21 protein-coding genes and 1 pseudogene are annotated in these 19,071 nt (G+C 70.8%); 18 read left to right on the top strand and 4 right to left on the bottom strand.

The window, feature by feature from the left end; all coding sequences use genetic code 11:
- Positions 1-7: 7 nt before the first annotated feature.
- Genes sufC through P1P70_RS07045 form a run of 4 tightly spaced genes read left to right on the top strand, consistent with a single transcriptional unit; the run spans position 8 to position 2,841 of the window.
- On the top strand, positions 8-772 hold the full coding sequence (gene sufC / locus P1P70_RS07060) for a Fe-S cluster assembly ATPase SufC (protein ID WP_319235497.1): 765 nt from the start codon (positions 8-10) through the stop codon (positions 770-772).
- A complete protein-coding gene (locus P1P70_RS07055; protein ID WP_319235496.1) occupies positions 769-2,025 on the top strand; it encodes a cysteine desulfurase in 1,257 nt (418 codons plus the stop codon). Before sufC ends, P1P70_RS07055 begins: the two co-directional genes overlap by 4 nt.
- A gap of 16 nt (positions 2,026-2,041) precedes the next feature.
- Positions 2,042-2,512 (top strand): Fe-S cluster assembly sulfur transfer protein SufU, encoded by a 471-nt coding sequence (gene sufU, locus P1P70_RS07050; protein ID WP_239753291.1) that lies wholly within the window; start codon positions 2,042-2,044, stop codon positions 2,510-2,512.
- Complete coding sequence (locus P1P70_RS07045; protein ID WP_005477879.1) at positions 2,509-2,841, top strand: metal-sulfur cluster assembly factor; 333 nt, start codon at positions 2,509-2,511, stop codon at positions 2,839-2,841. The genes sufU and P1P70_RS07045 overlap by 4 nt, the downstream gene beginning before the upstream one ends.
- Before the next feature lie 83 nt (positions 2,842-2,924).
- Here P1P70_RS07045 and P1P70_RS07040 read toward each other — a convergent pair whose 3' ends face one another.
- Positions 2,925-3,836 (bottom strand): AbfB domain-containing protein, encoded by a 912-nt coding sequence (locus tag P1P70_RS07040; protein WP_319235494.1) that lies wholly within the window; start codon positions 3,834-3,836, stop codon positions 2,925-2,927.
- Between the two features lie 295 nt (positions 3,837-4,131).
- Between P1P70_RS07040 and P1P70_RS07035 the strand changes: the two genes are divergently transcribed.
- The 8 genes from P1P70_RS07035 to P1P70_RS07000 all read left to right on the top strand — a co-directional run bounded on the left by P1P70_RS07035 (position 4,132) and on the right by P1P70_RS07000 (position 10,311).
- Complete coding sequence (locus P1P70_RS07035) at positions 4,132-4,452, top strand: multidrug efflux SMR transporter (protein WP_319235493.1); 321 nt, start codon at positions 4,132-4,134, stop codon at positions 4,450-4,452.
- Complete coding sequence (locus P1P70_RS07030) at positions 4,452-4,988, top strand: TetR/AcrR family transcriptional regulator (protein ID WP_319235491.1); 537 nt, start codon at positions 4,452-4,454, stop codon at positions 4,986-4,988. Before P1P70_RS07035 ends, P1P70_RS07030 begins: the two co-directional genes overlap by 1 nt.
- A 194-nt stretch (positions 4,989-5,182) precedes the next feature.
- Positions 5,183-5,851, top strand: coding sequence for a sigma-70 family RNA polymerase sigma factor (locus P1P70_RS07025; RefSeq protein WP_319235490.1), 669 nt, complete (start codon positions 5,183-5,185; stop codon positions 5,849-5,851).
- Between the two features lies 1 nt (position 5,852).
- Entirely contained in the window at positions 5,853-6,851 is a 999-nt protein-coding gene (locus P1P70_RS07020; RefSeq protein WP_319235488.1) for a CU044_5270 family protein, read from the top strand.
- A gap of 180 nt (positions 6,852-7,031) precedes the next feature.
- Positions 7,032-8,021 carry a 2,3,4,5-tetrahydropyridine-2,6-dicarboxylate N-succinyltransferase gene (gene dapD, locus P1P70_RS07015; protein WP_319235487.1) on the top strand — a complete coding sequence of 330 codons (990 nt, stop codon included), beginning with the start codon at positions 7,032-7,034 and terminating at the stop codon, positions 8,019-8,021.
- A gap of 104 nt (positions 8,022-8,125) precedes the next feature.
- Positions 8,126-8,350 carry a hypothetical protein gene (locus tag P1P70_RS07010; protein ID WP_319235486.1) on the top strand — a complete coding sequence of 75 codons (225 nt, stop codon included), beginning with the start codon at positions 8,126-8,128 and terminating at the stop codon, positions 8,348-8,350.
- A gap of 174 nt (positions 8,351-8,524) precedes the next feature.
- The gene (locus tag P1P70_RS07005) at positions 8,525-9,082 is read left to right on the top strand and encodes a SigE family RNA polymerase sigma factor (RefSeq protein WP_319235485.1); all 558 of its coding nucleotides are present in this window, start codon (positions 8,525-8,527) and stop codon (positions 9,080-9,082) included.
- Entirely contained in the window at positions 9,079-10,311 is a 1,233-nt protein-coding gene (locus tag P1P70_RS07000; protein ID WP_319235484.1) for a WD40 repeat domain-containing protein, read from the top strand. Before P1P70_RS07005 ends, P1P70_RS07000 begins: the two co-directional genes overlap by 4 nt.
- Before the next feature lie 21 nt (positions 10,312-10,332).
- Here P1P70_RS07000 and dapA read toward each other — a convergent pair whose 3' ends face one another.
- The gene (gene dapA / locus P1P70_RS06995; protein WP_413471431.1) at positions 10,333-11,268 is read right to left on the bottom strand and encodes a 4-hydroxy-tetrahydrodipicolinate synthase; all 936 of its coding nucleotides are present in this window, start codon (positions 11,266-11,268) and stop codon (positions 10,333-10,335) included.
- A gap of 179 nt (positions 11,269-11,447) precedes the next feature.
- Between dapA and P1P70_RS06990 the strand changes: the two genes are divergently transcribed.
- Together P1P70_RS06990 and P1P70_RS45705 are read left to right on the top strand one after the other, a co-directional pair.
- Positions 11,448-11,909, top strand: coding sequence for a phage holin family protein (locus P1P70_RS06990; RefSeq protein WP_413471430.1), 462 nt, complete (start codon positions 11,448-11,450; stop codon positions 11,907-11,909).
- Positions 11,906-12,067 (top strand): annotated as a pseudogene (locus tag P1P70_RS45705) (DUF3618 domain-containing protein); the annotation flags it as partial. The gene P1P70_RS06990 and the pseudogene P1P70_RS45705, both read left to right, overlap by 4 nt.
- A 317-nt stretch (positions 12,068-12,384) precedes the next feature.
- Here P1P70_RS45705 and P1P70_RS06980 read toward each other — a convergent pair.
- Positions 12,385-13,464, bottom strand: a complete 1,080-nt coding sequence (locus P1P70_RS06980) for a YihY/virulence factor BrkB family protein (RefSeq protein WP_413471429.1) — start codon at positions 13,462-13,464, stop codon at positions 12,385-12,387.
- A 113-nt stretch (positions 13,465-13,577) separates the two neighbouring features.
- On the opposite strand from P1P70_RS06980, the gene P1P70_RS06975 reads away from it, so the two are divergent.
- The 3 genes from P1P70_RS06975 (at position 13,578) to P1P70_RS06965 (ending at position 15,251) form a co-directional block, all read left to right on the top strand.
- The gene (locus tag P1P70_RS06975; protein ID WP_319235481.1) at positions 13,578-13,736 is read left to right on the top strand and encodes a hypothetical protein; all 159 of its coding nucleotides are present in this window, start codon (positions 13,578-13,580) and stop codon (positions 13,734-13,736) included.
- A gap of 106 nt (positions 13,737-13,842) precedes the next feature.
- A complete protein-coding gene (locus tag P1P70_RS06970) occupies positions 13,843-14,487 on the top strand; it encodes a winged helix-turn-helix domain-containing protein (protein ID WP_319235479.1) in 645 nt (214 codons plus the stop codon).
- Between the two features lie 20 nt (positions 14,488-14,507).
- On the top strand, positions 14,508-15,251 hold the full coding sequence (locus tag P1P70_RS06965; protein WP_319235477.1) for an SRPBCC domain-containing protein: 744 nt from the start codon (positions 14,508-14,510) through the stop codon (positions 15,249-15,251).
- Positions 15,252-15,311: 60 nt separating this feature from the next.
- On the opposite strand, the gene P1P70_RS06960 is transcribed toward P1P70_RS06965, so the two are convergent.
- Positions 15,312-17,135, bottom strand: a complete 1,824-nt coding sequence (locus P1P70_RS06960; protein ID WP_319235475.1) for an endonuclease/exonuclease/phosphatase family protein — start codon at positions 17,133-17,135, stop codon at positions 15,312-15,314.
- 353 nt (positions 17,136-17,488) lie between these two features.
- Here P1P70_RS06960 and P1P70_RS06955 point away from each other — a divergent pair, with 353 nt between their 5' ends.
- On the top strand, positions 17,489-19,027 hold the full coding sequence (locus P1P70_RS06955; RefSeq protein ID WP_319235473.1) for a hypothetical protein: 1,539 nt from the start codon (positions 17,489-17,491) through the stop codon (positions 19,025-19,027).
- Positions 19,028-19,071: the final 44 nt, after the last annotated feature.

Raw genomic sequence — 19,071 nt, 5'->3', positions numbered from 1 at the left:
GGCACCCATGGCAACGCTTGAAATCCGAGACCTGCACGTCACCGTCGAGGCCGACAACGCCACGAAGGAGATCCTCAAGGGCGTCGACCTCACCGTGAAGCAGGGCGAGACGCACGCCATCATGGGCCCCAACGGCTCCGGCAAGTCGACCCTCGCCTACTCCCTCGCGGGTCACCCGAAGTACACGATCACCGGCGGCACCGTCACCCTCGACGGCGAGGACGTCCTGGAGATGTCCGTCGACGAGCGCGCCCGCGCGGGCCTGTTCCTGGCGATGCAGTACCCGGTCGAGGTCCCCGGCGTCTCGGTCTCCAACTTCCTGCGCACCTCCGCCACCGCCATGCGCGGCGAGGCCCCCAAGCTCCGCACCTGGGTGAAGGAGGTCAAGGAGGCCATGCAGCGCCTCAACATGGACCCCGCCTTCGCCGAGCGCAACGTCAACGAGGGCTTCTCCGGCGGTGAGAAGAAGCGCCACGAGATCCTCCAGCTGGAGCTGCTCAAGCCGAAGGTCGCGATCCTCGACGAGACGGACTCCGGTCTGGACGTCGACGCGCTGCGCATCGTCTCCGAGGGCGTCAACCGCGTCCGCGAGACCGGCGAGGTCGGCACCCTGCTGATCACGCACTACACGCGCATCCTGCGCTACATCAAGCCCGACCAGGTGCACGTGTTCGCGAACGGCCGTATCGCCGAGTCCGGCGGCCCGGAGCTCGCGGACCAGCTCGAGGCCGAGGGCTACGACAAGTACGTGAAGGGTGGCGCATCCGCGTGACACAGCTGCCGGGCCTCCTCGACACCGAGGCGATCCGCAAGGACTTCCCCATCCTGGACCGTCAGGTCCACGACGGTAAGAAGCTCGTGTACCTGGACAACGCGGCGACCTCGCAGAAGCCGCGCCAGGTGCTGGACGCCCTGAGCGAGTACTACGAGCGCTACAACGCCAACGTCCACCGCGGTGTGCATGTGCTCGCCGAGGAGGCCACGGCGCTGTACGAGGGCGCGCGGGACAAGGTCGCGTCCTTCATCAACGCGCCCAGCCGCGACGAGGTGATCTTCACCAAGAACGCCTCCGAGTCGCTGAACCTCGTGGCGAACATGCTGGGCTGGGCCGACGAGCCCTACCGCGTGGACGCCGAGACCGAGATCGTCATCACGGAGATGGAGCACCACTCCAACATCGTGCCGTGGCAGCTGCTCTCGCAGCGCACGGGCGCGAAGCTGAAGTGGTTCGGGCTGACCGACGACGGCCGCCTCGACCTCTCCAACATCGACGAGGTCATCACCGAGAAGACGAAGATCGTCTCCTTCGTGCTGGTGTCCAACATCCTCGGCACGGTCAACCCCGTCGAGGCGATAGTGCGCCGGGCGCAGGAGGTCGGTGCGCTGGTCTGCATCGACGCCTCGCAGGCCGCGCCGCACATGCCGCTGGACGTGCAGGCGCTGCAGGCCGACTTCGTGGCCTTCACCGGCCACAAGATGTGCGGTCCGACGGGCATCGGTGTGCTCTGGGGCCGTCAGGAGCTGCTGGAGGACCTGCCTCCGTTCCTCGGCGGCGGCGAGATGATCGAGACGGTGTCGATGCACTCGTCGACGTACGCTCCCGCCCCGCACAAGTTCGAGGCGGGCACCCCGCCGATCGCGCAGGCGGTCGGCCTCGGCGCGGCGATCGACTACCTGAACTCCATCGGCATGGACAAGATCCTCGCCCATGAGCACGCGATCACCGAGTACGCGGTGAAGCGGCTGACGGAGGTTCCGGACCTCAGGATCATCGGCCCCGCCACGGCCGAGGACCGGGGCGCGGCGATCTCCTTCACCCTCGGCGACATCCACCCGCACGACGTGGGCCAGGTCCTCGACGAGCAGGGCATCGCGGTCCGGGTCGGCCACCACTGCGCCCGCCCCGTCTGCCTGCGGTACGGAATTCCCGCGACCACCCGAGCGTCGTTCTATCTGTACTCCACGCCGGCCGAGATCGACGCCCTGGTCGACGGCCTGGAGCACGTACGGAACTTCTTCGGCTGAGGGGACGAGCGATCGCATGAAGCTGGACTCGATGTACCAGGAAGTCATCCTGGACCACTACAAGCACCCCCACGGGCGGGGCTTGCGGGACGGTGACGCCGAGGTGCACCACGTGAACCCGACGTGCGGCGACGAGATCACCCTGCGAGTGAAGTACGACGGCACGACCATCGCGGACGTGTCGTACGAGGGCCAGGGCTGTTCGATCAGCCAGGCCTCGGCCTCCGTGCTGAACGACCTCCTCGTCGGCAAGGACCTTGACGACGCGCGGAAGATCCAGGAGACCTTCCTGGAGCTGATGCAGTCCAAGGGGAAGATCGAGCCGGACGACGCGATGGAGGAGGTGCTGGAGGACGCGGTCGCGTTCGCCGGTGTCTCCAAGTACCCCGCCCGGGTCAAGTGCGCCCTCCTCAGCTGGATGGCGTGGAAGGACGCGACGGCCCAGGCGCTGGGCGCCGACGCCGACGTCGAAAGGAAGACGGCATGAGCGAGACCCTGGAGATGAAGCCGGCCTCCGAGGAGGAGGTCCGCGAGGCCCTGTACGACGTCGTGGACCCCGAGCTGGGCATCGATGTCGTCAACCTGGGCCTGATCTACGGCATCCACATCGACGACGCGAACATCGCGACGATCGACATGACCCTGACCTCCGCGGCCTGCCCGCTGACGGACGTCATCGAGGACCAGGCCAAGTCCGCCACGGACGGCATCGTCAACGAGCTGCGCATCAACTGGGTCTGGATGCCCCCGTGGGGCCCCGACAAGATCACGGACGACGGCCGCGAGCAGCTTCGGGCGCTCGGGTTCAACGTCTGAGATCCATCAGACATGGGTGTGGCCCCCGGCGAACTCTTGAGTTCGCCGGGGGCCACACCCATGTCCAATGGTGTACCGCCCGCTCAGGCCAGACCCTCGACCACACGGAAGCACGTTTCGCTCCAGTACTGCTGGTTGTGCTCGTAGCGTTCCAGGCGGAGCTGGTAGTAGCGCTGGCGGAGGTAGTAGCCGGGATAGTTCACCGACTCCAGCCCGATCACGTCCCCTGCTCCCTGCCGGGGGCAGAAGGTGGCGTCCTGCTTGAAGAGCTGGGAGCCGTCGTGGTGGGAGGCGCGCAGCACGAAGTTCTGGTGCCGCGCGTAGCGTCCGTCCGGCAGGCGGAAGGAGTAGCAGGAGGACTTGGCGAGGCCGGAGACGACCTTGAAGGAGGAGTCCCGCCTGGTCTGGCGGTCGCTGTAGCTGCTCACCTGGTCCAGCTGGATCAGGCCGTCGCGCAGGTGCCAGTAACGGTCCCGGTAGGTGCCGGACTGCACGGACTTGAGGGCGACGGGGGCCTGCGGCTTCCTGGTGGGCTTCGCCGACTGCGTCGGCTCCGCACCGCCCTGCTGGCTCTTCTCCGACGAGTTGTCCTTCTCGTCGGCCTTCTCCTTGCTCTTGTCCTTGTCGGCGTCGTTCTTCTCGGTGTCGTCCTCATACCCCTGCGGCTCCGACAGTCCGCTCTTGCCGTCCGGTGCCGAGGTCGCGGGGGGCGACGCGGGCGGCAGCGAGAGGGAGGGCAGCACCCGGTCGTCGGCGGCGGTGGTCTGCCCGTTCCGCTCCGACGAGTCGTCAGGTCCGCTGCCCTGGAGGGTGATCGCGGTGACACACGACGACACGACGGCGAGGGCCAGGGCGCCGGCCAGCCAGAGGCGGCGCGTGCCCGGTATTCGGGTGTCGTTCGGGGCGACGCCCGTCTCCCACACCTTCGCGGATCTGAGCACCGGAAGGTTGGGCGTGGTCTGGTCCGGATCAGGTCCGGGCTTGTGTGGCGGCATGCGCGGTTCCTTCGGCGTCGCCAAAGGCGGACGCGAATCGTCATGCGGATCAGGGAGGGTGGTACGTGTCACCCGTGTGCGCAAACCCTGGCGGTCGTCACACAATCGGGAGATTGACCGTTGAAACAGTAGTGGACCAAGGGGTGTGCGGGGAGCCCTTTCCGAGAGCGCTTCCATAACGGAACGGCCCCGAATTCAGGGCCTCTTGGGCTTCCATCGTGGTCAATTCCGCCCATAAGCGCGCCTGTGCCGCGCGATGTGTACAGGCGTACGCATCATGTGTACGATCGTACACATGGGATATCTGTTGCTCGCCGCGGCCATAGCCGCCGAAGTGGCCGCCACCACCGCCATGAAGTACAGCGAGGGCTTCAGCAAGCTCTGGCCGTCACTGGTCACCGGGGTGGGGTACCTCATCTCCTTCGTCCTGCTCGCCCAGGCGCTGAAGTCGATGTCGATCGGCACGGCGTACGCGATCTGGTCCGGCGTCGGCACCGCGGCGGTCGCCGCCCTCGGACTGGTGCTGTTCGGGGAGGGGTTGAGCGTCCCCAAGGTCGCCGGGATCGTGCTGATCATCGCGGGGGTCGTGGTGCTGAACCTGGGAGGCGCCCACTGATGGCCCGGCGCTACGATCCCGAACGGCGGCAGCGGATCATCGACGCGGCGATCCGGGTGGTGGGGGAGAAGGGCATCGCCGGGCTGAGCCACCGCACCGTGGCCGCCGAGGCGGACGTCCCGCTCGGCTCGACGACGTACCACTTCAAGACCCTCGACGACCTCATGGTCGCCGCGCTGCGGCAGGCCAACGAGCGCTACGCGAAGTCCGTCGCCGCCCGCGAGGCCCTGCGGGACCCCGCCACCGACCTCGCCGCCGAACTGGCCGCGCTGGGCGGCGAATGGTTCGCCGGCGACCGTACGGGCCTGGAGGTGGAGTACGAGCTCTACCTCGCCGCCCTGCGCCGCCCCGCGCTCCGGCCCGTCGCCGAAGAGTGGGGCCGGGACTTCGCCGACTGCCTCGCCGAGCGCACCGACCCGGCGACCGCGCGGGCCCTGGTCGCCCTGATCGACGGCATCTGCCTCCAGGTCCTGCTGACCGGGGCGCCCTACGACGAGCGGTACGCACGCGAGGCCCTGGCACGCGTCATCCCCTGACCGGGCCGCAGGACGACTTCGAGCGAGCCGTGAACCTTTCTCGGGCCATCGGGAAACAGGGGGTGACAGGAACACGGCGGACGCGGCGAACGCGCTGATATGGCGGGCATAGCGGATATGGCGGACGCGGCGGACACGCTGACATGTCGGATGTGGCGAAGGGGAGCGGTTGTGACGAGCGGGGGGAGAACCCGGTGAGCGGACCACCGCCACGGGCGGGCGGGACGGACGCGGGTGGGCCGGACGCGGGCGGTGCCGATGCGAGCGAGGCGGAGGACGCCGAGGTCGTCGCCCGGTCGCTGGAACAGCCCGAGGCGTTCGCGCGGCTCTACGACCGCTACGCGCCGGACATCCACCGGTACGTGGCCCGGCGCCTCGGCGACTCCCTCGCCGACGACATCACCGCCGACACCTTCCTGACGGCGTTCCGTATCCGGGCCCGCTACGACCGGGCCCACCCCAACGCCCGCCCCTGGCTGTACGGCATCGCGGGCAACCTCATCGGCAAGCACCGCCGTACGGAGGTCCGGGCGCTCAAGGCGCTGGCCCGCACCGGACACGATCCGGTCGCCGCGTCCTGGAGCGAGACCTGGGTCGAGCGGACCGACAGCCGGGTGGCGGCGCAGGGGCCGCTAGCCGGGGCGCTGGCGGCACTGTCGGCCGGGGACCGGCACGTCCTGCTGCTGGTCGCCTGGGCCGACCTCGGCTACCAGGAGGCCGCCGAGGCCCTCGGTATCCCCGTGGGAACGGTCCGCTCGCGGCTCAACCGCGCGCGGCGCAAGGTGCGTACGGCGCTGGGGGCCGATCCGGCGTTCGTGGGGGACGGTCCGGCGTTCGCCGGGGACACGGCGGAGGTGGTCTGACATGGCGGAGCTGATCGACGAGGTGGCCCGGGTGCGGGAGCTGCGCGCCGAGGCGCCCGCCCCCGACCGCGCCAGCTTGGCCCCCGGCCGCGCCCGGCTGCTGCACGCGGCGGCTACCGACCGGCGGCGGCACCGGGTGCGGGTACGCCCCAGGTTCGTGATCGTGGGGGTGGCGGCGGCCGTGACCGCGGTGGCGGTGGCCGCGTCGCTGCTGGTGGGGAGGGACGACACGCGGGGGATGACGACACCGGCGACACTGACGGACGGTGACCTGAAAGGGATGAGCGCGGCCGAGCTGCTGGAGCGGGCGGCGGAGGCGGTGGAGGGGAGGCCGCCGGTCGCGGAGCCGCGGGCGAAGCAGTGGATCTACCAGAAGTGGGCGGAGGAGGCACCGGACGAGGAGGCGGTGGAACACCTCGGGGACCGGGCGCGCTTCTCGGAGAGCTGGATCCGCTACGACGGCAGTGCGCATGCCTTCGAACAGCGGGATCCCTTCGGCAAGTTGCTCAAGCTCCACGTGCGGGAGATGCAACTGGAGAACGGGGCGGAGGGCGACGACCGGTCGCCGAGGGAGATGTACCGGTGCATCGCCACGCTGCCGGCCGACGGGCGGGGAGCACTGCGGGCCCTTCGAGAGAAGGACGCCATCGCCGACGAGAAGGGCGCCACCCGAGCGCAGAACGACTACAGCGAGATCTCCGTCCTGCTCGGCGCCGACATCAAGTCGCCCGAGGGAGTGGCCGGTCTCTACCGCGCGTTCGCCACGCTGCCCGGCCTCACGGTGGTCGGTCACCTGGTCGACACCGCCGCCGGACGCCGGGCCGTCGCCGTCCGCTACAGCGACAACGACGACGGGGACCGCGACACCTGGCGGGAGTGGCTGTTCGACCCGGAGACGTTCGAGACCCTCGGCGTGCGGCGGGTCAGGGACGGCAAGGTGACCGGCGGCAGTTCTGCCGTCACCCTCGCCCTCGTCGACAAGCCGGGCGAACGCCGCTGACGCCCCGCGGTGCACGGGCGGCCCGTCCCACGGGGGTGGGCGGGCCGCCCGGCGCCGTGGGTCGTGGGTCGTGGGCCGTACCGTATGTCCGCCGTACCGTATGTCCGCATAGTGCCCGGCCCCTGAGACGCCCGCGCCGCGGGTTGGCCTGTGCGGCCCCCTCCCGGTTAGGTTGCCCTCATGACCGACACGACTGCTCCCCGTACCACCGGCGCCGTGGCCGCCGGCCTCGCCACGATCGCCGCCGACGGCACCGTCCTCGACACCTGGTTCCCCGCGCCCGAGCTCGCTGCCGAGCCGGGCCCCTCCGGCACCGAGCGGCTGACCGCCGAGCGGGCCGCGGAGCTGCTGGGCGGTGGCGCGACCGCCGCGATCGGTCAGGACACGCGCCGGGGTGTCGAGGTCGTCGCGGTCCGCACGGTCATCTCCTCGCTCGACGAGAAGCCGATCGACACGCACGACGCCTACCTGCGCCTCCACCTGCTCTCGCACCGCCTGGTCAAGCCGCACGGCCAGAGCCTGGACGGCATCTTCGGCCTCCTCGCCAACGTCGCCTGGACCTCGCTCGGCCCGGTCGCCGTCGACCAGCTGGAGAAGGTGCGTCTCAACGCGCGTGCCGAGGGCCTGCACCTCCAGGTCACGTCCGTCGACAAGTTCCCGCGCATGACGGACTACGTGGCGCCCAAGGGCGTCCGGATCGCCGACGCCGACCGTGTCCGGCTCGGCGCGCACCTCGCCGAGGGCACCACGGTCATGCACGAGGGCTTCGTCAACTTCAACGCCGGCACGCTCGGCACGTCGATGGTCGAGGGCCGGATCTCCGCCGGTGTGATCGTCGGCGACGGCTCGGACATCGGCGGCGGCGCCTCCACCATGGGCACGCTCTCCGGCGGCGGCAACGTCATCATCTCCATCGGCGAGCGCTGCCTGGTCGGTGCCGAGGCGGGCGTCGGCATCGCGCTGGGCGACGAGTGCGTCGTCGAGGCCGGCCTCTACGTCACCGCCGGCACCCGCGTCACCATGCCCGACGGCCAGGTCGTCAAGGCCCGCGAACTCTCCGGTGCCTCGAACATCCTCTTCCGCCGCAACTCGGTCACCGGCACGGTCGAGGCCCGCCCGAACAACGCGGTCTGGGGCGGCCTGAACGAGATCCTCCACAGCCACAACTGACCCCGTAAGGGTTGCTCGGCGTGACCTCCGCGCGGTGCAGGCAGATGAACTGTCGGACGCAGTGTCCGATGAGTCGCCGAACCGATGAGATGAGGGACCGAGGGATGAGGAACGACCGGGCGAGGACCGTGGCGCGAGTGGTCATGGGAGGGCTGGCCGCGGTGCTGCTGTGCGGGGTGTCGGCCGGAGCCGCGCACGCCGACGAGACCAACAAGGCCTCGCACAACGGCCCCCGCATCGGACTCGTCAACGTCGGGCAGGTCGACGATCCGATGGAGGACGTGCTGGAGCACACCCTGCTGTTCGGCGACGGGTACCGCTGGGGCTGACCGGCACGGTACCGCCGCCCCACGGTCCGGGGCCCGTACGCGTTCACGCGCGTGCGGGCCCCGGAGGCGTTCCCGGTACTTTTTTCGCCGGCCCGGCATAGCGGTGGCCGGGGCGACGCGTCTCAAGGGGCACAGGGCGGGCACAGGGACCGCCCGGGGGAAGAGAAGGTGACGATGGATGCCGCAGGGCAGGAGAGTTTCCGGGAATTCGTGGCCGGGCGGTCGTCGGCACTGCTGAAGACGGCCGTACTGCTGAGCGGCGGGGACCGGCACGCAGCCGAGGATCTGCTCCAGAACGCGCTGATCAAGGCAGCCGGGCGCTGGCAGCGCATCGACGAGCCGGAGGCGTACGTACGGCAGATCCTCTACCGGCAGCAGGTCAGCCGGTGGCGGCTGAAGTGGCGGCGGCGCGAGCTGACCGTCGCCGAGCCGCCCGAGAGCGGTGGTGCCGCCGACGGAGTGGCCGGTGTGGAGCTGCGGCTGGTGATGCGCGGGGCGCTGGCCCGGCTGACCGCACGGCAGCGGACCGTGCTCGTCCTCCGCTACTTCGAGGACCTGCCGGAGGGCGACGTGGCCCGGATCCTCGGGTGCTCCGTGGGGACCGTACGGTCCACGACCCACCGTTCGCTCGCCCGACTGCGCGAACTCGCGCCCGAGCTGGCCGCGCTCGGCCCCGCCGCGGTCGAACAGCAGTCGTCCCGTGACTTCTCGCCCGTGGAGGTGCGTCCGTGAACGTCGATGAACTGGTACGCGCCTCCCTGCATGAGCAGGCCGCCGAACAGTCGCCCCTGGCAACGGACTTCGCGGACCGGGTGCTGACCGCCCGGCGCCGCCGCCGGACCCGCACGATCGCGGGCACCGCCGCCGCCACGGCCGCGGTCGTGGCCGTCGCGGTGGGCGTACCCATGCTGACCACCGAGGGCGGGGACGAGGTGCGGCCCGCCAGCGAGATGAACAAGAGCGACATCATCGGTCACCCCGACCAGTCGCCGCCGCGGAACATGATCGCGGCGGGCGACACCGCGCTCTCCGCGTTCTATGTGCACGAGGCGGTCAAGCAGCCGGGCGGGGACATCGTCAACACCCGCGTGTACGGCCTCCTCGACCAGAAGACGGCCGAGTACCGCAAGACCAGGTGGGCCTTCCTGGATGTCGCACCCGGTATGCGCACCGCGGCCGTACTGGAGGGTGACCTGCCCGCCAGGAGGATCGGGCTGCTCGACATGATCACGGGCAAGGTGGACCGCTGGATCCCGGTGGGCCACGGCGTCGCGTCCGTCGAATTCTCCCCGGACGGCACCAAGCTCCTCGCGACGACCTACTCCAAGAACCCGGACCGCAACTTCGCCGACCACCCGCAGAACGTCAACGGCAAGGAAGTGCCGGGCCCCGTCCCCAGCCGTACGGGGTTCTCCGTCGTGGACGTGGACTCGGGTGAGGAGACCTGGCACAAGGCACCGCAGTGGAAGGACGAGTGGGGCTTCTTCAACAACAGCCGGGAGGACATGGAGTGGAGCCAGGACGGCCGGTCCGTCTTCTCGAGCATCGGGGAGAAGCCGTTCCGGCAGTACTACGACCTGAAGGGCGACAAGATCGATGTGCCCGCCGCCGAGAAGTACGTGAACTACGCGGAGGCCGGTCTGTCGCCCAACGGGAAGCTCATCGGGGGCGAGTTCGCCGGCGAGGGGGAGAAGATCTCCTCCGAGATCGTCGACTCGCGCACCGGTAAGAGGGTCACGACGGTGCCGGGTCAGCAACTCCTGGCCTGGGCGGACGACGAACGGATCATCGCCTGGGGCTGCGACCCCAAGAGGTGCAGCGGCAAGGGTGAGTTCCGCAACCAGCTCATCCTCCTCACGATCGGCAGCGACAAGGTCGTTCAGCTCAGCGGGTTCCGCAAGGCTTCCGACGACTACCCCGGCCGCTGGGTCCCGGTCTTCACCGAACGCTGGGCCGACTGACCTTCCTTCCTACTTACCTAGCTAGTTTCCTTCCTGCCGGGTGCCGGAGCCGACCAGTTCCTCGTACGCCGCCAGCAGCCCGTCGGTCACCTCCTGGCCGGCGGGCCGCAGCGGTGCGCGGACCGGGCCCGACGGGAGACCGAGCCGACCGAGGAGCGCCTTCGCCGTGACGGACCCGGGCAGGCCGGAGGCCATCATCAGCTCGGTGAGCGGGACGGCCAGCCGCTGGAGGCGGGCCGCCTCGCCGGTGTCACCCGCGTCGAACGCGTCGAGGATCGCGCGGAAGTGCCGGGGCGCAGCGTTCGCGACCGTCCCGACGTAGCCGGACCCGCCGAGCGCGTACAGCGCGAGGACGTACTCGTCGCAGCCGGTGTAGTACGCCAGCTCCGTCTCGGCCAGCACCCTCTGGGTGCCGAGGAGGTCGTACGCGCAGTCCTTCACCGCCACGATCCGGGGGTGGCCCGCCAGCCGGATCATGGTCTCCGGCTCGATACGGGTACCGGTGCGGCCGGGGATGTCGTACAGGGCCACGGGCAGCCCCGTGGCGTCTGCCAGCTCGCGGAAGTGGGCCTCGACGGCGTCCTGCGGGGGTCTGCTGTAGTACGGCGTGACCGCCAGCAGGCCGTCCGCGCCCGCCTTCTCGGCCGCCAGTGCCAGCTCCACGGTGTGCCGGGTGTCGGCCGTGCCCACCCCGGCCACGATCGCGGCCCGCCCGCCGACCGCCCCGCGCACCGCGCGGACCAGCTCCGCCTTCTCCGTGTCCGTGGTCGTCGGCGACTCGCCCGTCGTGCCGGACAGCACCAGCCCGTCGCACCCCTCCCGCACCAGTCGGTCGGCCAGTCGCTGCGCCCCGTCGAGGTCGAGGGCGCCGGACGCCGTGAAGGGCGTGACCATCGCGCAGAGGGCGCGGCCGAAGGGGGCGGGGCGGGGGACGCGGAGCAGGGTCATGGGAGCCATGGGGGTAGTCTCGGGGGCCCCATTGTGAAGCTCCACTTAATTCTTCTACGAGGTATTGCGAAGCATTGCTACGGATGGTCGTGGCGTCCGCCCGGTCACGGCGGATGTGCTGGTGACGCAGGGGTAGCGCGAGCCGGTGAGGGTACTCGGGGCGTCCCGATGTGTGAGGAGGCGACACCGTGACCGGGACCACCGAGACCAGGCCCACGCGATTCGTGCGCTCTGTGCGATCCGCGCGTCCGGGGCCGGCGGAACACGACCATCACTCCGTGGGCGAGCTGGTGGGGCAGGCCACCGAACAGCTCTCCCTGCTCGTACGACAGGAGGTCGCCCTCGCGAAGGAGGAGCTGGCCGAGAAGGGGCGGCGCGCGGGGCGCGGCGGCGGGCTCCTCGGCGCGGCCGGCGCCGTCGCGTACGTGGGGTTCATGACCCTGGCCGCCGCCGGGGTGGCGGCGCTGTCGCTGGTGCTGGACGTGTGGGCCGCCGCGCTCATCGTCATGGGCGTGCTGTTCGTGATCGCCGGCGTGCTGGCCGCCATGGGGCGCGCGCAGCTGCGGCGGGCGACCCCACCCAGGCCGGAGCTGGCGCTCGACAGCGTCAAGGCCGACGTGGACGAGATCAAGGGAAGGGCTCGGCGATGACGCACGCATCCGGTACGGCCGGTGCCTCCGGCGGCGCGAGCAATGGTTCGGTGGGCGCCAAGGGGCCCGACGAGCTCCGACGGCAGATCGAGCAGACCCGGGCGCAGCTCGGCGACACGGTCGAGGAGCTGGCCGCCAAGGCCGATGTGAAGGCGAGGGTGCACTCGGCGTGGGAGCGGGTGCCGCGCGAGGCGGTGGTCGTGGGCGGGGCGACCGTCGCGGTGGCCGCGGCGGGGGTGCTGGCCTGGCGCCACTACCACTAGCGACTCCCGGGCCACGATCCTCTTGTCCATGCGTCCATGCGTCCATGCGTCCATGCGTCCATGCGTCCGTGCGTCCGTGCGTCCGTGTGTCCATGTGCGCCGTCGGCGATCGGCCGGGGCCCGGGGCGGCGGCGGGGCGCTGAGGCGGCTGCGCCGGCGGTGGGGCCGGCACCTTGGCCTCGGCTCAGTCTCGGGGGTCGCCCGTGCCGCCCCTACTCCTTGCCCGGTGAGCCCGGTGAGCCCTGTGCGCTCTGCGTGCCCGGTGTGTCCGTCGTTCGGCCGCGGGTCTCGCGCAGGGCGCGTAGGCGGGGTGGCCAGGTGCGGGTGTCGCGGGGCTCCACGTAGGGCTCGTCCGTGGGGGAGCGGCCCTCGACGATGGCGCGTTCCCGGGACAGTTCCGCGTCGAATTCGAGGCCGAGGAGGATCGCCAGGTTGGTGAGCCAGAGCCAGATGAGGAACACGACGGCGCCGGCGAGCGTGCCGTAGGTCTTGTTGTACGAGCCGAAGTTGGCAGCGTAGACGGCGAAGCCCGCGGACGCGGCGAGCCAGATCAGCGTCGCGAGGACACCACCGGGGCTCACCCAACGGAAGCCCCGGCCGCGGACGTTGGGCGCGGCCCAGTACAGCAGCGCGATCATCAGCGTCACCAGGACCAGCAGGACCGGCCACTTGGCGACGCCCCACACCGCGATGGCCGCGTCACCGAGCCCGATCGTCGTGCCGGCGCGTTCGGCCAGCGGACCCGTGAAGACGACGATCAGCGCACTCACGGCCAGCATCAGCATCAGGACGAGGGTCAGGACGATCCGCAGCGGCGTGAGCTTCCACACCGGGCGGCCCTCGGGCAGGTCGTACACCGCGTTGGACGTACGGATGAACGCCGCCACGTATCCCGACGCCGACCACACCGCCGCCAGCAGACCGACGATCGCCAGCACCCCGCCCGTACCGCCGCTGTCTCCCAACTGCACGACCGCGTCCCGCAGGATGTCCCGCGCGGGGCCCGGGGCCAGGTCGCCGATGTTGTCCAGGATCCTGTCCGTCGCGCGTTGTCCGACGACGCCCGGCATCGACACCAGCACCAGCAGCGCGGGGAAGAGCGAGAGGACGCCGTAGTACGTCAACGCGGCAGCCCGGTCGGAGAGTTCGTCGTCCTGGAACTCCTCGACCGTACGACGGACCACCGCCCACCACGAGCGTTTCGGCAGTCCGGTGGGACCGCCCTCCATGCCTTCCCCGCCGCTTTCCGGCGCCTTCCCCACCCGCTCGGCCTTCGGCCGCTTCTCGTCCATGACCGGCGGGTCTCCCGAAACCGGGCCCCGAATCGCGGACTTGACCTGAATCTTGGTTGAGGTTGCAGGGTGGTCGGTGCGCGCACACCGAGTACCGATCATGGGAGAGCGGCATGAGCATGACCCGTCGTGCGGATCTCCATCCCGTCCTCGACGCCATTCGCAGTGGGCCGACGAGCAGGCGTTCGAGGCGCGTACGGACCTGGCCCGAACTGCTGGAGACCGGCTCGGTCAAGCGGTACGAGTACGCCCTCGGCCTCGTTCCCGGCTGAGTCCGGCGGCCCAGTGGCCTCCCCGCCGCGTCCCCCTCGATCCGGATGGCTCGCCGAAAACTTGAACCGTCTGGACAAAAAAAGTTTTCGGTGAGACGGTGGAGTCATGTTGGACGTCACCGTGATCGAGGACCCCGAGGCAGCGGCGGTCTCGCTGGACCCCGTACGCGCCCGGCTGCTCGCCGAGCTGGCGGCCGGGCCCGCGTCGGCCGCCATGCTGGCCGGGAAGGTCGGGCTGCCGAGGCAGAAGGTGAACTACCACCTGAAGACACTGGAGAAGCACGGTCTGGTCGAGCTCGCGGGGGAGCGCCGCAAGGGCAACGTCACCGAGCGGCTGATGCGGGCCACGGCCGCGTCGTACGTGATCTCGCCGCTCGCGCTCGCCGCCGTACAGCCGGATCCGGACCGTTTCCGGGACCAGCTCTCCGCGCGCTGGCTGCTGGCGCTCGGCGCCAGGCTGGTCCGGGACGTCGGAACGCTGATCACCGGCGCGGCCAAGGCCCGCAAGCGCCTCGCGACCTACGCGCTCGACGGCGAGGTCACCTTCGCCTCGGCCGCCGACCGGGCCGCGTTCGTCCAGGAGCTGACGGCAGGGGTGAGCGCGCTCATCCGCAAGTACGACGCCCCCGACGCCCGGGGCGGCCGAGGTCACCGGATCGTCGTGGCCGTCCACCCGACGGTCAAGCCGCAGTCCGCCGACGAGCCCGACCGGCCCGCACTCCCCGTCCAGCCCGAACCGCCCGCCCGGTAAGACCTGTTGAGGAGCACGTCATGCCCAAGGAATTCGAGATCGCCCGTGAGTTCGAGGTCGACGCCACGCCCGAGGAGGTGTGGGAGGCCGTCACCGCCGGGACCGGCGGGTGGCTGTGGCCGATGGAGGCACCCGAGCCGCACGTCGGCGGCAAGGGGCCGTTCGGCTCCGAGGTGACCGCGTGGGATCCGCCGCACCGGTACACCAACCGTGTCGAGGACGTCGAGGGGATCTCCGAACAGACCCTCAACCAGCTCGACTACACGATCGAGCCGCGCGACGACGGCCGGCGCGCCTGGGTGCGGTACGTGCACAGCGGCGTCTTCGTCGACGACTGGGACAACCAGTACGACGGTGCCGCCAAGCACACCGGCTTCTACCTGCACACGCTGCGCCAGTACCTGACGCGCTTCGCCGGCCGGAAGATCACCGCGTTCGCCACCTTCGACGGCCCCGAGGCCGCCGGCGGCGCCGACGCGCTCACCGTCGTGGGCCGGGCGCTCGGCCTCGCGGACGACACCGCGGTAGGCGCCCGGGTCCAGGTCGAGGGGCCCGGCGGGCGGCGCTTCGAGGCCGTCGTCGACTATCGCGACCCGTACTTCATCGGTCTGCGCACCGACGACGCCCTCATCCGCTTCTTCGGCCGCAACCACTGGGGCCACATCGTCGGTATGAGCGTCCACGACTTCGCGGCGGGTGCCGACGCGGAGACCGACGAGACAGCGTGGAAGGGCTGGCTGAACGGGGTGTTCAGCCAGCCCTGAGAACCACTGCCGGGCGGCGCGGCGGTCACGGCCGTATCGCCGTGACCGCCGTCGCGCCCGTTACGGCCTGAAGCGCAGCACCTGCGGGTCGTGGTCGCTGATCTGGTCGTTGAACTCCGCGTTCGTGTGCACGCTGTCGTACGTGAAGTCGCACGAGCGCCGGATCGACGGACTGATCAGGATCTGGTCGAGGACCTGCGTGTTGCCCTGGAAGACGTAGGAGTAACGCTCGCTCCTTGGCAGTGACTTGACCGCCGACCACAGGGCGCCGTCGTCCTCCAGCAGCTCGGTGGTCTTCGAGAACTCGAAGTCGTTGATGTCGCCGAGGGCTATGACGTCCGCGTTCCTCTCCTTCGCCAGGATCTCCTTGACGAAGGTGTTCACGGCGGTCGCCTGGAGGTGGCGCTGGGTCTCCGAGCTCCGCTTCGGCGGCTGGAACTCCGAGTGCAGCGACTGGTCGCCGCCCTTGGACGCGAAGTGGTTCGCGATCACGAAGACGGACTTGCCGCGGAAGGAGAACTCGCCGACGAGCGGCTTGCGGCTGTTCGTCCAGGCGGCGTTCGCCGGGTCGATACGGCCGGGGGAGACCGTCAGCCGTGCCTTGCCGTACGCCTTCGTCACCCCGACGGCGGTCGTGGCGTCGCCGCCGGCACGGTCGGAGAAGGAGACCCGCTCGGGGTTGAACAGGAAGACCTGGCGGATGTTGCCGCCGGGCTCGCCGCCGTCCGCGAGGTTCACCGGGTCGATGGAGCGCCAGTCGTACGTCGGGCCGCCGGCCGCCGCGATCGCCTCGACCAGCTTCTTCACCGTCTGGTCGGCGGCGACCGTACCGTCGTTGGTGGCGCCGTTGTTGTCCTGGATCTCCTCCAGGGCCACGATGTCGGGCGACTGCAGGTTGTGCACGATCGCCGCCGCGTGGTCGGCGAAGGTGGCGTCCGAGGGGTCCAGGTTCTCGACGTTGTACGTCGCCACCGCCAGCTCGCCACGCCCCTGCTTGCGCGTCGTCTCGCGCTCCAGAGCGCCCTGCTTCAGGGTGCCGATCTGGTTGGCGACGAGCGTGTAGCCGCCGAACTGGTTGTAGTCCAGCGGGCCGGCCGTGGTGCCCTTCAGGGCGTCGCCGACGTTCGCCTTCGGGAAGTCCGCGACCGCGCCGAGCGACTGGATCTGCAGTCGGCCGGTGTTCTGCGAGGTGTAGGAGCCGTACACCGTGCCGCCGCGGCGGTTGGCGTTCTCCCGGGGCTTCACGGTGACCCACAGCTCGGTGAACGGGTCGGTCGCGCCGACCACACGGGCGTCGGCGACCTGGACGTTCATGCCTTCCAGGGACTCGTAGTGGTCCAGGGCGTACTTGGCGGGGGCGAGGGTCAGGCCGTTGACCGAGCCGCCGGCGGCGGTGTCGCCGGCCGGGGCGTACCGGCTCGGCACCGACCTGGCGTCGATGACGGTCGCGGCGGGGACGGCGTTGCCCGTGGAGACCACCGTGATCGTCGGCCGGGTGATCTGCGTCACGGACTGGTTTCCGGACGAAGTGCCGCCCGGCACGAACTCGGAGACCGTGCCCGCGACCGTGACCGCGTCGCCCACGGATACGGTCGGCCGGGAGCTGGTGAAGACGAAGACGCCCTCGCTCGTGGCCGGGTTCGAGTCCGCCCGGGTGTCCTGGATCCAGAAGCCGCGCGAACCGTAGGTGCGGACGCCCGTGACGATCCCCTCCACGCCGGTCACCTGCTGACCGGCGAGCGGGGACGTCCGGGTCGTGCCCTGGATGTCGTGGATGCGTAGGGAGTCCGCCTCGGCGGGCGAGGTCAGGACCACGGCGGACACCGTGGAGCAGATGGTGGCGACGGTCAGCGCGCCGATGCGCGCGGTTCTCTTGCTCGGCAAGGGGATCCCTCCGGGGACGTACGTGAGCGCCGGGACGAGAGTGGACGGGGGGTGGCCTGCGACCGGTGGGGCGGCGCGACGCGCGTAGAACTCCGAAGGGCGCCGACGGGGTTCGGTGGGCCCGGGCGGGCGCGCCTGCGGGTGGTCCTGTGATCGGCCAGAGCTACCCGTGAGTTTCTACGCGCGTCAATCTCCTGCCTGGTCAGGTCAGTTGTCAAGGTTTCGGCCACACCCGACTCCTGGCAGGTACATGAACCGGGCGGCATGCGTCCAAATCCGTCTAGGCTGAGCGGCTGCGTACTCGTACGCGTATCGCTTGTCAGATGTTCGATGTTCCGAGGAGATCCCCGCCGATGTCAGACAGCTCGCCACTGCCGCCGGTGCGGCTCCTCCCCGAAGCGGAGCTGGCGCGGGAGGCGCTCGCCACACCGCTGCTCTCGCGCGCCGCGCGGCTCGCCCGCTGGGCCGGCCCGGACACGCGGGTGGGCGCCGGGGGCGAACTCGTCGACGAGCAGCTGCCCGCGGCCGCCGCGGCGCTCGGGCTCACGGGGGAGGGTGCCGGCGGTGTCGCTGGTGCTTCTGGTGCTTCTGGTGCTTCTGGTGCTTCTGGTGGTGGCGGCACCGGTGGTGTCGACGGCGACGACGCGGCGGCCCTGGCGAGCGAGGCCTGGCGGGTGGCGGTGGACACCGGGCTCGTCGAGATCGTGGACGAGGAGGCCGGGACGGTCGCCGCGGGCGAGGACCTCGCGCTCCTCACCTCGGGCGGGCCGCAGGACGTGCTCGGCATCTGGCTCACCGCCCTGGAGACCACCCTCGCCGACGCGAGCGTGCCCGACCTCGACGGCCTCGTCGAGGCCATGGACTCCGGCGGCGAGATCGACTTCTCCGAGCTGGACTGGGACCCCGACGCCGAGGCGGACTTCCTCGACGGGGTCCTCGGCAACCTCTACCTCCTCACCGTCAGCGAGGACGGCCCCGACGGGCCCGTGCCGCTGCCCGCCCTCGCCGCGTCGATGATCGTCCCCGACGACATGGGGGAGCCCACCAACGACGTCCTGGAACAGGTCTCGGACGCCATGATGCGGCTGGACGACCAGTTCCGGGTGCTCGAGCCGATCGGGCTGGTGGAGTACCAGCCGGTGGACGAGGCGCTGATGACGGACGCGGAGGAGGCCGCGGCCGCCGCCGAGGGGACGGGCGCGCCCGCCGTCGACGACACCGATGTCACCCGGTACGGCATGGTCCGGCTCACCCCGCTGGGGCGGTACGGGGTGCGGGCGCGGCTCCAGGAGGCCGGCGTGGTCGCGCCCGCCGTGGGGGACCTCGTCGACAAGGGGGCGGACGTGCTCCTCGACGGCACCGCCGGGTTTCCGCCGGCGGCGGCCCAGGCCGAGACCGAGCAGTGGCTCGCCCGTCGTGAGTCGCTGGACGCGGCGCGGGAGTTGCTGGCCGCGGCGCGCGGGTCCGATCCGGGTGCGCCGCTGCGGCGGCTGCGCTGTCAGCAGGCGCTGTCCCTCGTGGGGGCCGTGGCCGAGCCGGCCCTCCGGGACGTACTGGACGACCCCGAGCTGGGCGGGCTCGCCCGGGTGTGGCTGACCGAGCGCGGCGCGGGGGATGTGCCGGCGCCGTCCGAGGCGATGGTCTTCTGGCTCACGATCGACACGGTCGCCGCGCAGTTGGCCGCCGAGGGGAATTCGGCGGAGCTGAGGGCGCTGGTGGAGGGGTTGGCCGCGCAGCACGGGTCGTTCTTCGCGGCGGCGTGGCGGGTGGATCATCCTGCGACGCCGGAGGTGTTGGAGGCGATGGGGAGGATCCACCCCGACAAGAAGGTGGCGAAGGAGGCCCGGAAGGCGGCGTTCAAGGCGCGGTCGCAGATGGGGCCGGGGGTCTGAGGGTTTTGGGGCTGGGTGCGCCTGATGGCTCGGGGGTGCGGGTC

This window comes from Streptomyces sp. MB09-02B (assembly GCF_033794485.1).
GTDB lineage: Bacteria > Actinomycetota > Actinomycetes > Streptomycetales > Streptomycetaceae > Streptomyces.
Note: the sequence above shows the minus strand (reverse complement) of the source record. Positions and strands in the feature narration are given on the sequence as shown.

What these genes read in the sequence shown, in the direction of transcription:
- sufC (WP_319235497.1), top strand. Translation starts at nt 8, where the DNA reads ATGGCAACGCTTGAAATCCGAGACCTGCACGTCACCGTCGAGGCCGAC.
- P1P70_RS07030 (WP_319235491.1), top strand. Translation starts at nt 4,452, where the DNA reads ATGGCCCGGCGCTACGATCCCGAACGGCGGCAGCGGATCATCGACGCG.
- sufU (WP_239753291.1), top strand. Translation starts at nt 2,042, where the DNA reads ATGAAGCTGGACTCGATGTACCAGGAAGTCATCCTGGACCACTACAAG.
- P1P70_RS06970 (WP_319235479.1), top strand. Translation starts at nt 13,843, where the DNA reads ATGTTGGACGTCACCGTGATCGAGGACCCCGAGGCAGCGGCGGTCTCG.
- P1P70_RS06980 (WP_413471429.1), bottom strand. Translation starts at nt 13,464, where the DNA reads ATGGACGAGAAGCGGCCGAAGGCCGAGCGGGTGGGGAAGGCGCCGGAA.
- P1P70_RS07020 (WP_319235488.1), top strand. Translation starts at nt 5,853, where the DNA reads ATGGCGGAGCTGATCGACGAGGTGGCCCGGGTGCGGGAGCTGCGCGCC.
- P1P70_RS06955 (WP_319235473.1), top strand. Translation starts at nt 17,489, where the DNA reads ATGTCAGACAGCTCGCCACTGCCGCCGGTGCGGCTCCTCCCCGAAGCG.
- P1P70_RS06975 (WP_319235481.1), top strand. Translation starts at nt 13,578, where the DNA reads ATGAGCATGACCCGTCGTGCGGATCTCCATCCCGTCCTCGACGCCATT.
- P1P70_RS07035 (WP_319235493.1), top strand. Translation starts at nt 4,132, where the DNA reads ATGGGATATCTGTTGCTCGCCGCGGCCATAGCCGCCGAAGTGGCCGCC.
- P1P70_RS07005 (WP_319235485.1), top strand. Translation starts at nt 8,525, where the DNA reads ATGGATGCCGCAGGGCAGGAGAGTTTCCGGGAATTCGTGGCCGGGCGG.
- dapA (WP_413471431.1), bottom strand. Translation starts at nt 11,268, where the DNA reads ATGGCTCCCATGACCCTGCTCCGCGTCCCCCGCCCCGCCCCCTTCGGC.
- P1P70_RS07045 (WP_005477879.1), top strand. Translation starts at nt 2,509, where the DNA reads ATGAGCGAGACCCTGGAGATGAAGCCGGCCTCCGAGGAGGAGGTCCGC.
- P1P70_RS06965 (WP_319235477.1), top strand. Translation starts at nt 14,508, where the DNA reads ATGCCCAAGGAATTCGAGATCGCCCGTGAGTTCGAGGTCGACGCCACG.
- dapD (WP_319235487.1), top strand. Translation starts at nt 7,032, where the DNA reads ATGACCGACACGACTGCTCCCCGTACCACCGGCGCCGTGGCCGCCGGC.
- P1P70_RS07040 (WP_319235494.1), bottom strand. Translation starts at nt 3,836, where the DNA reads ATGCCGCCACACAAGCCCGGACCTGATCCGGACCAGACCACGCCCAAC.
- P1P70_RS07010 (WP_319235486.1), top strand. Translation starts at nt 8,126, where the DNA reads ATGAGGAACGACCGGGCGAGGACCGTGGCGCGAGTGGTCATGGGAGGG.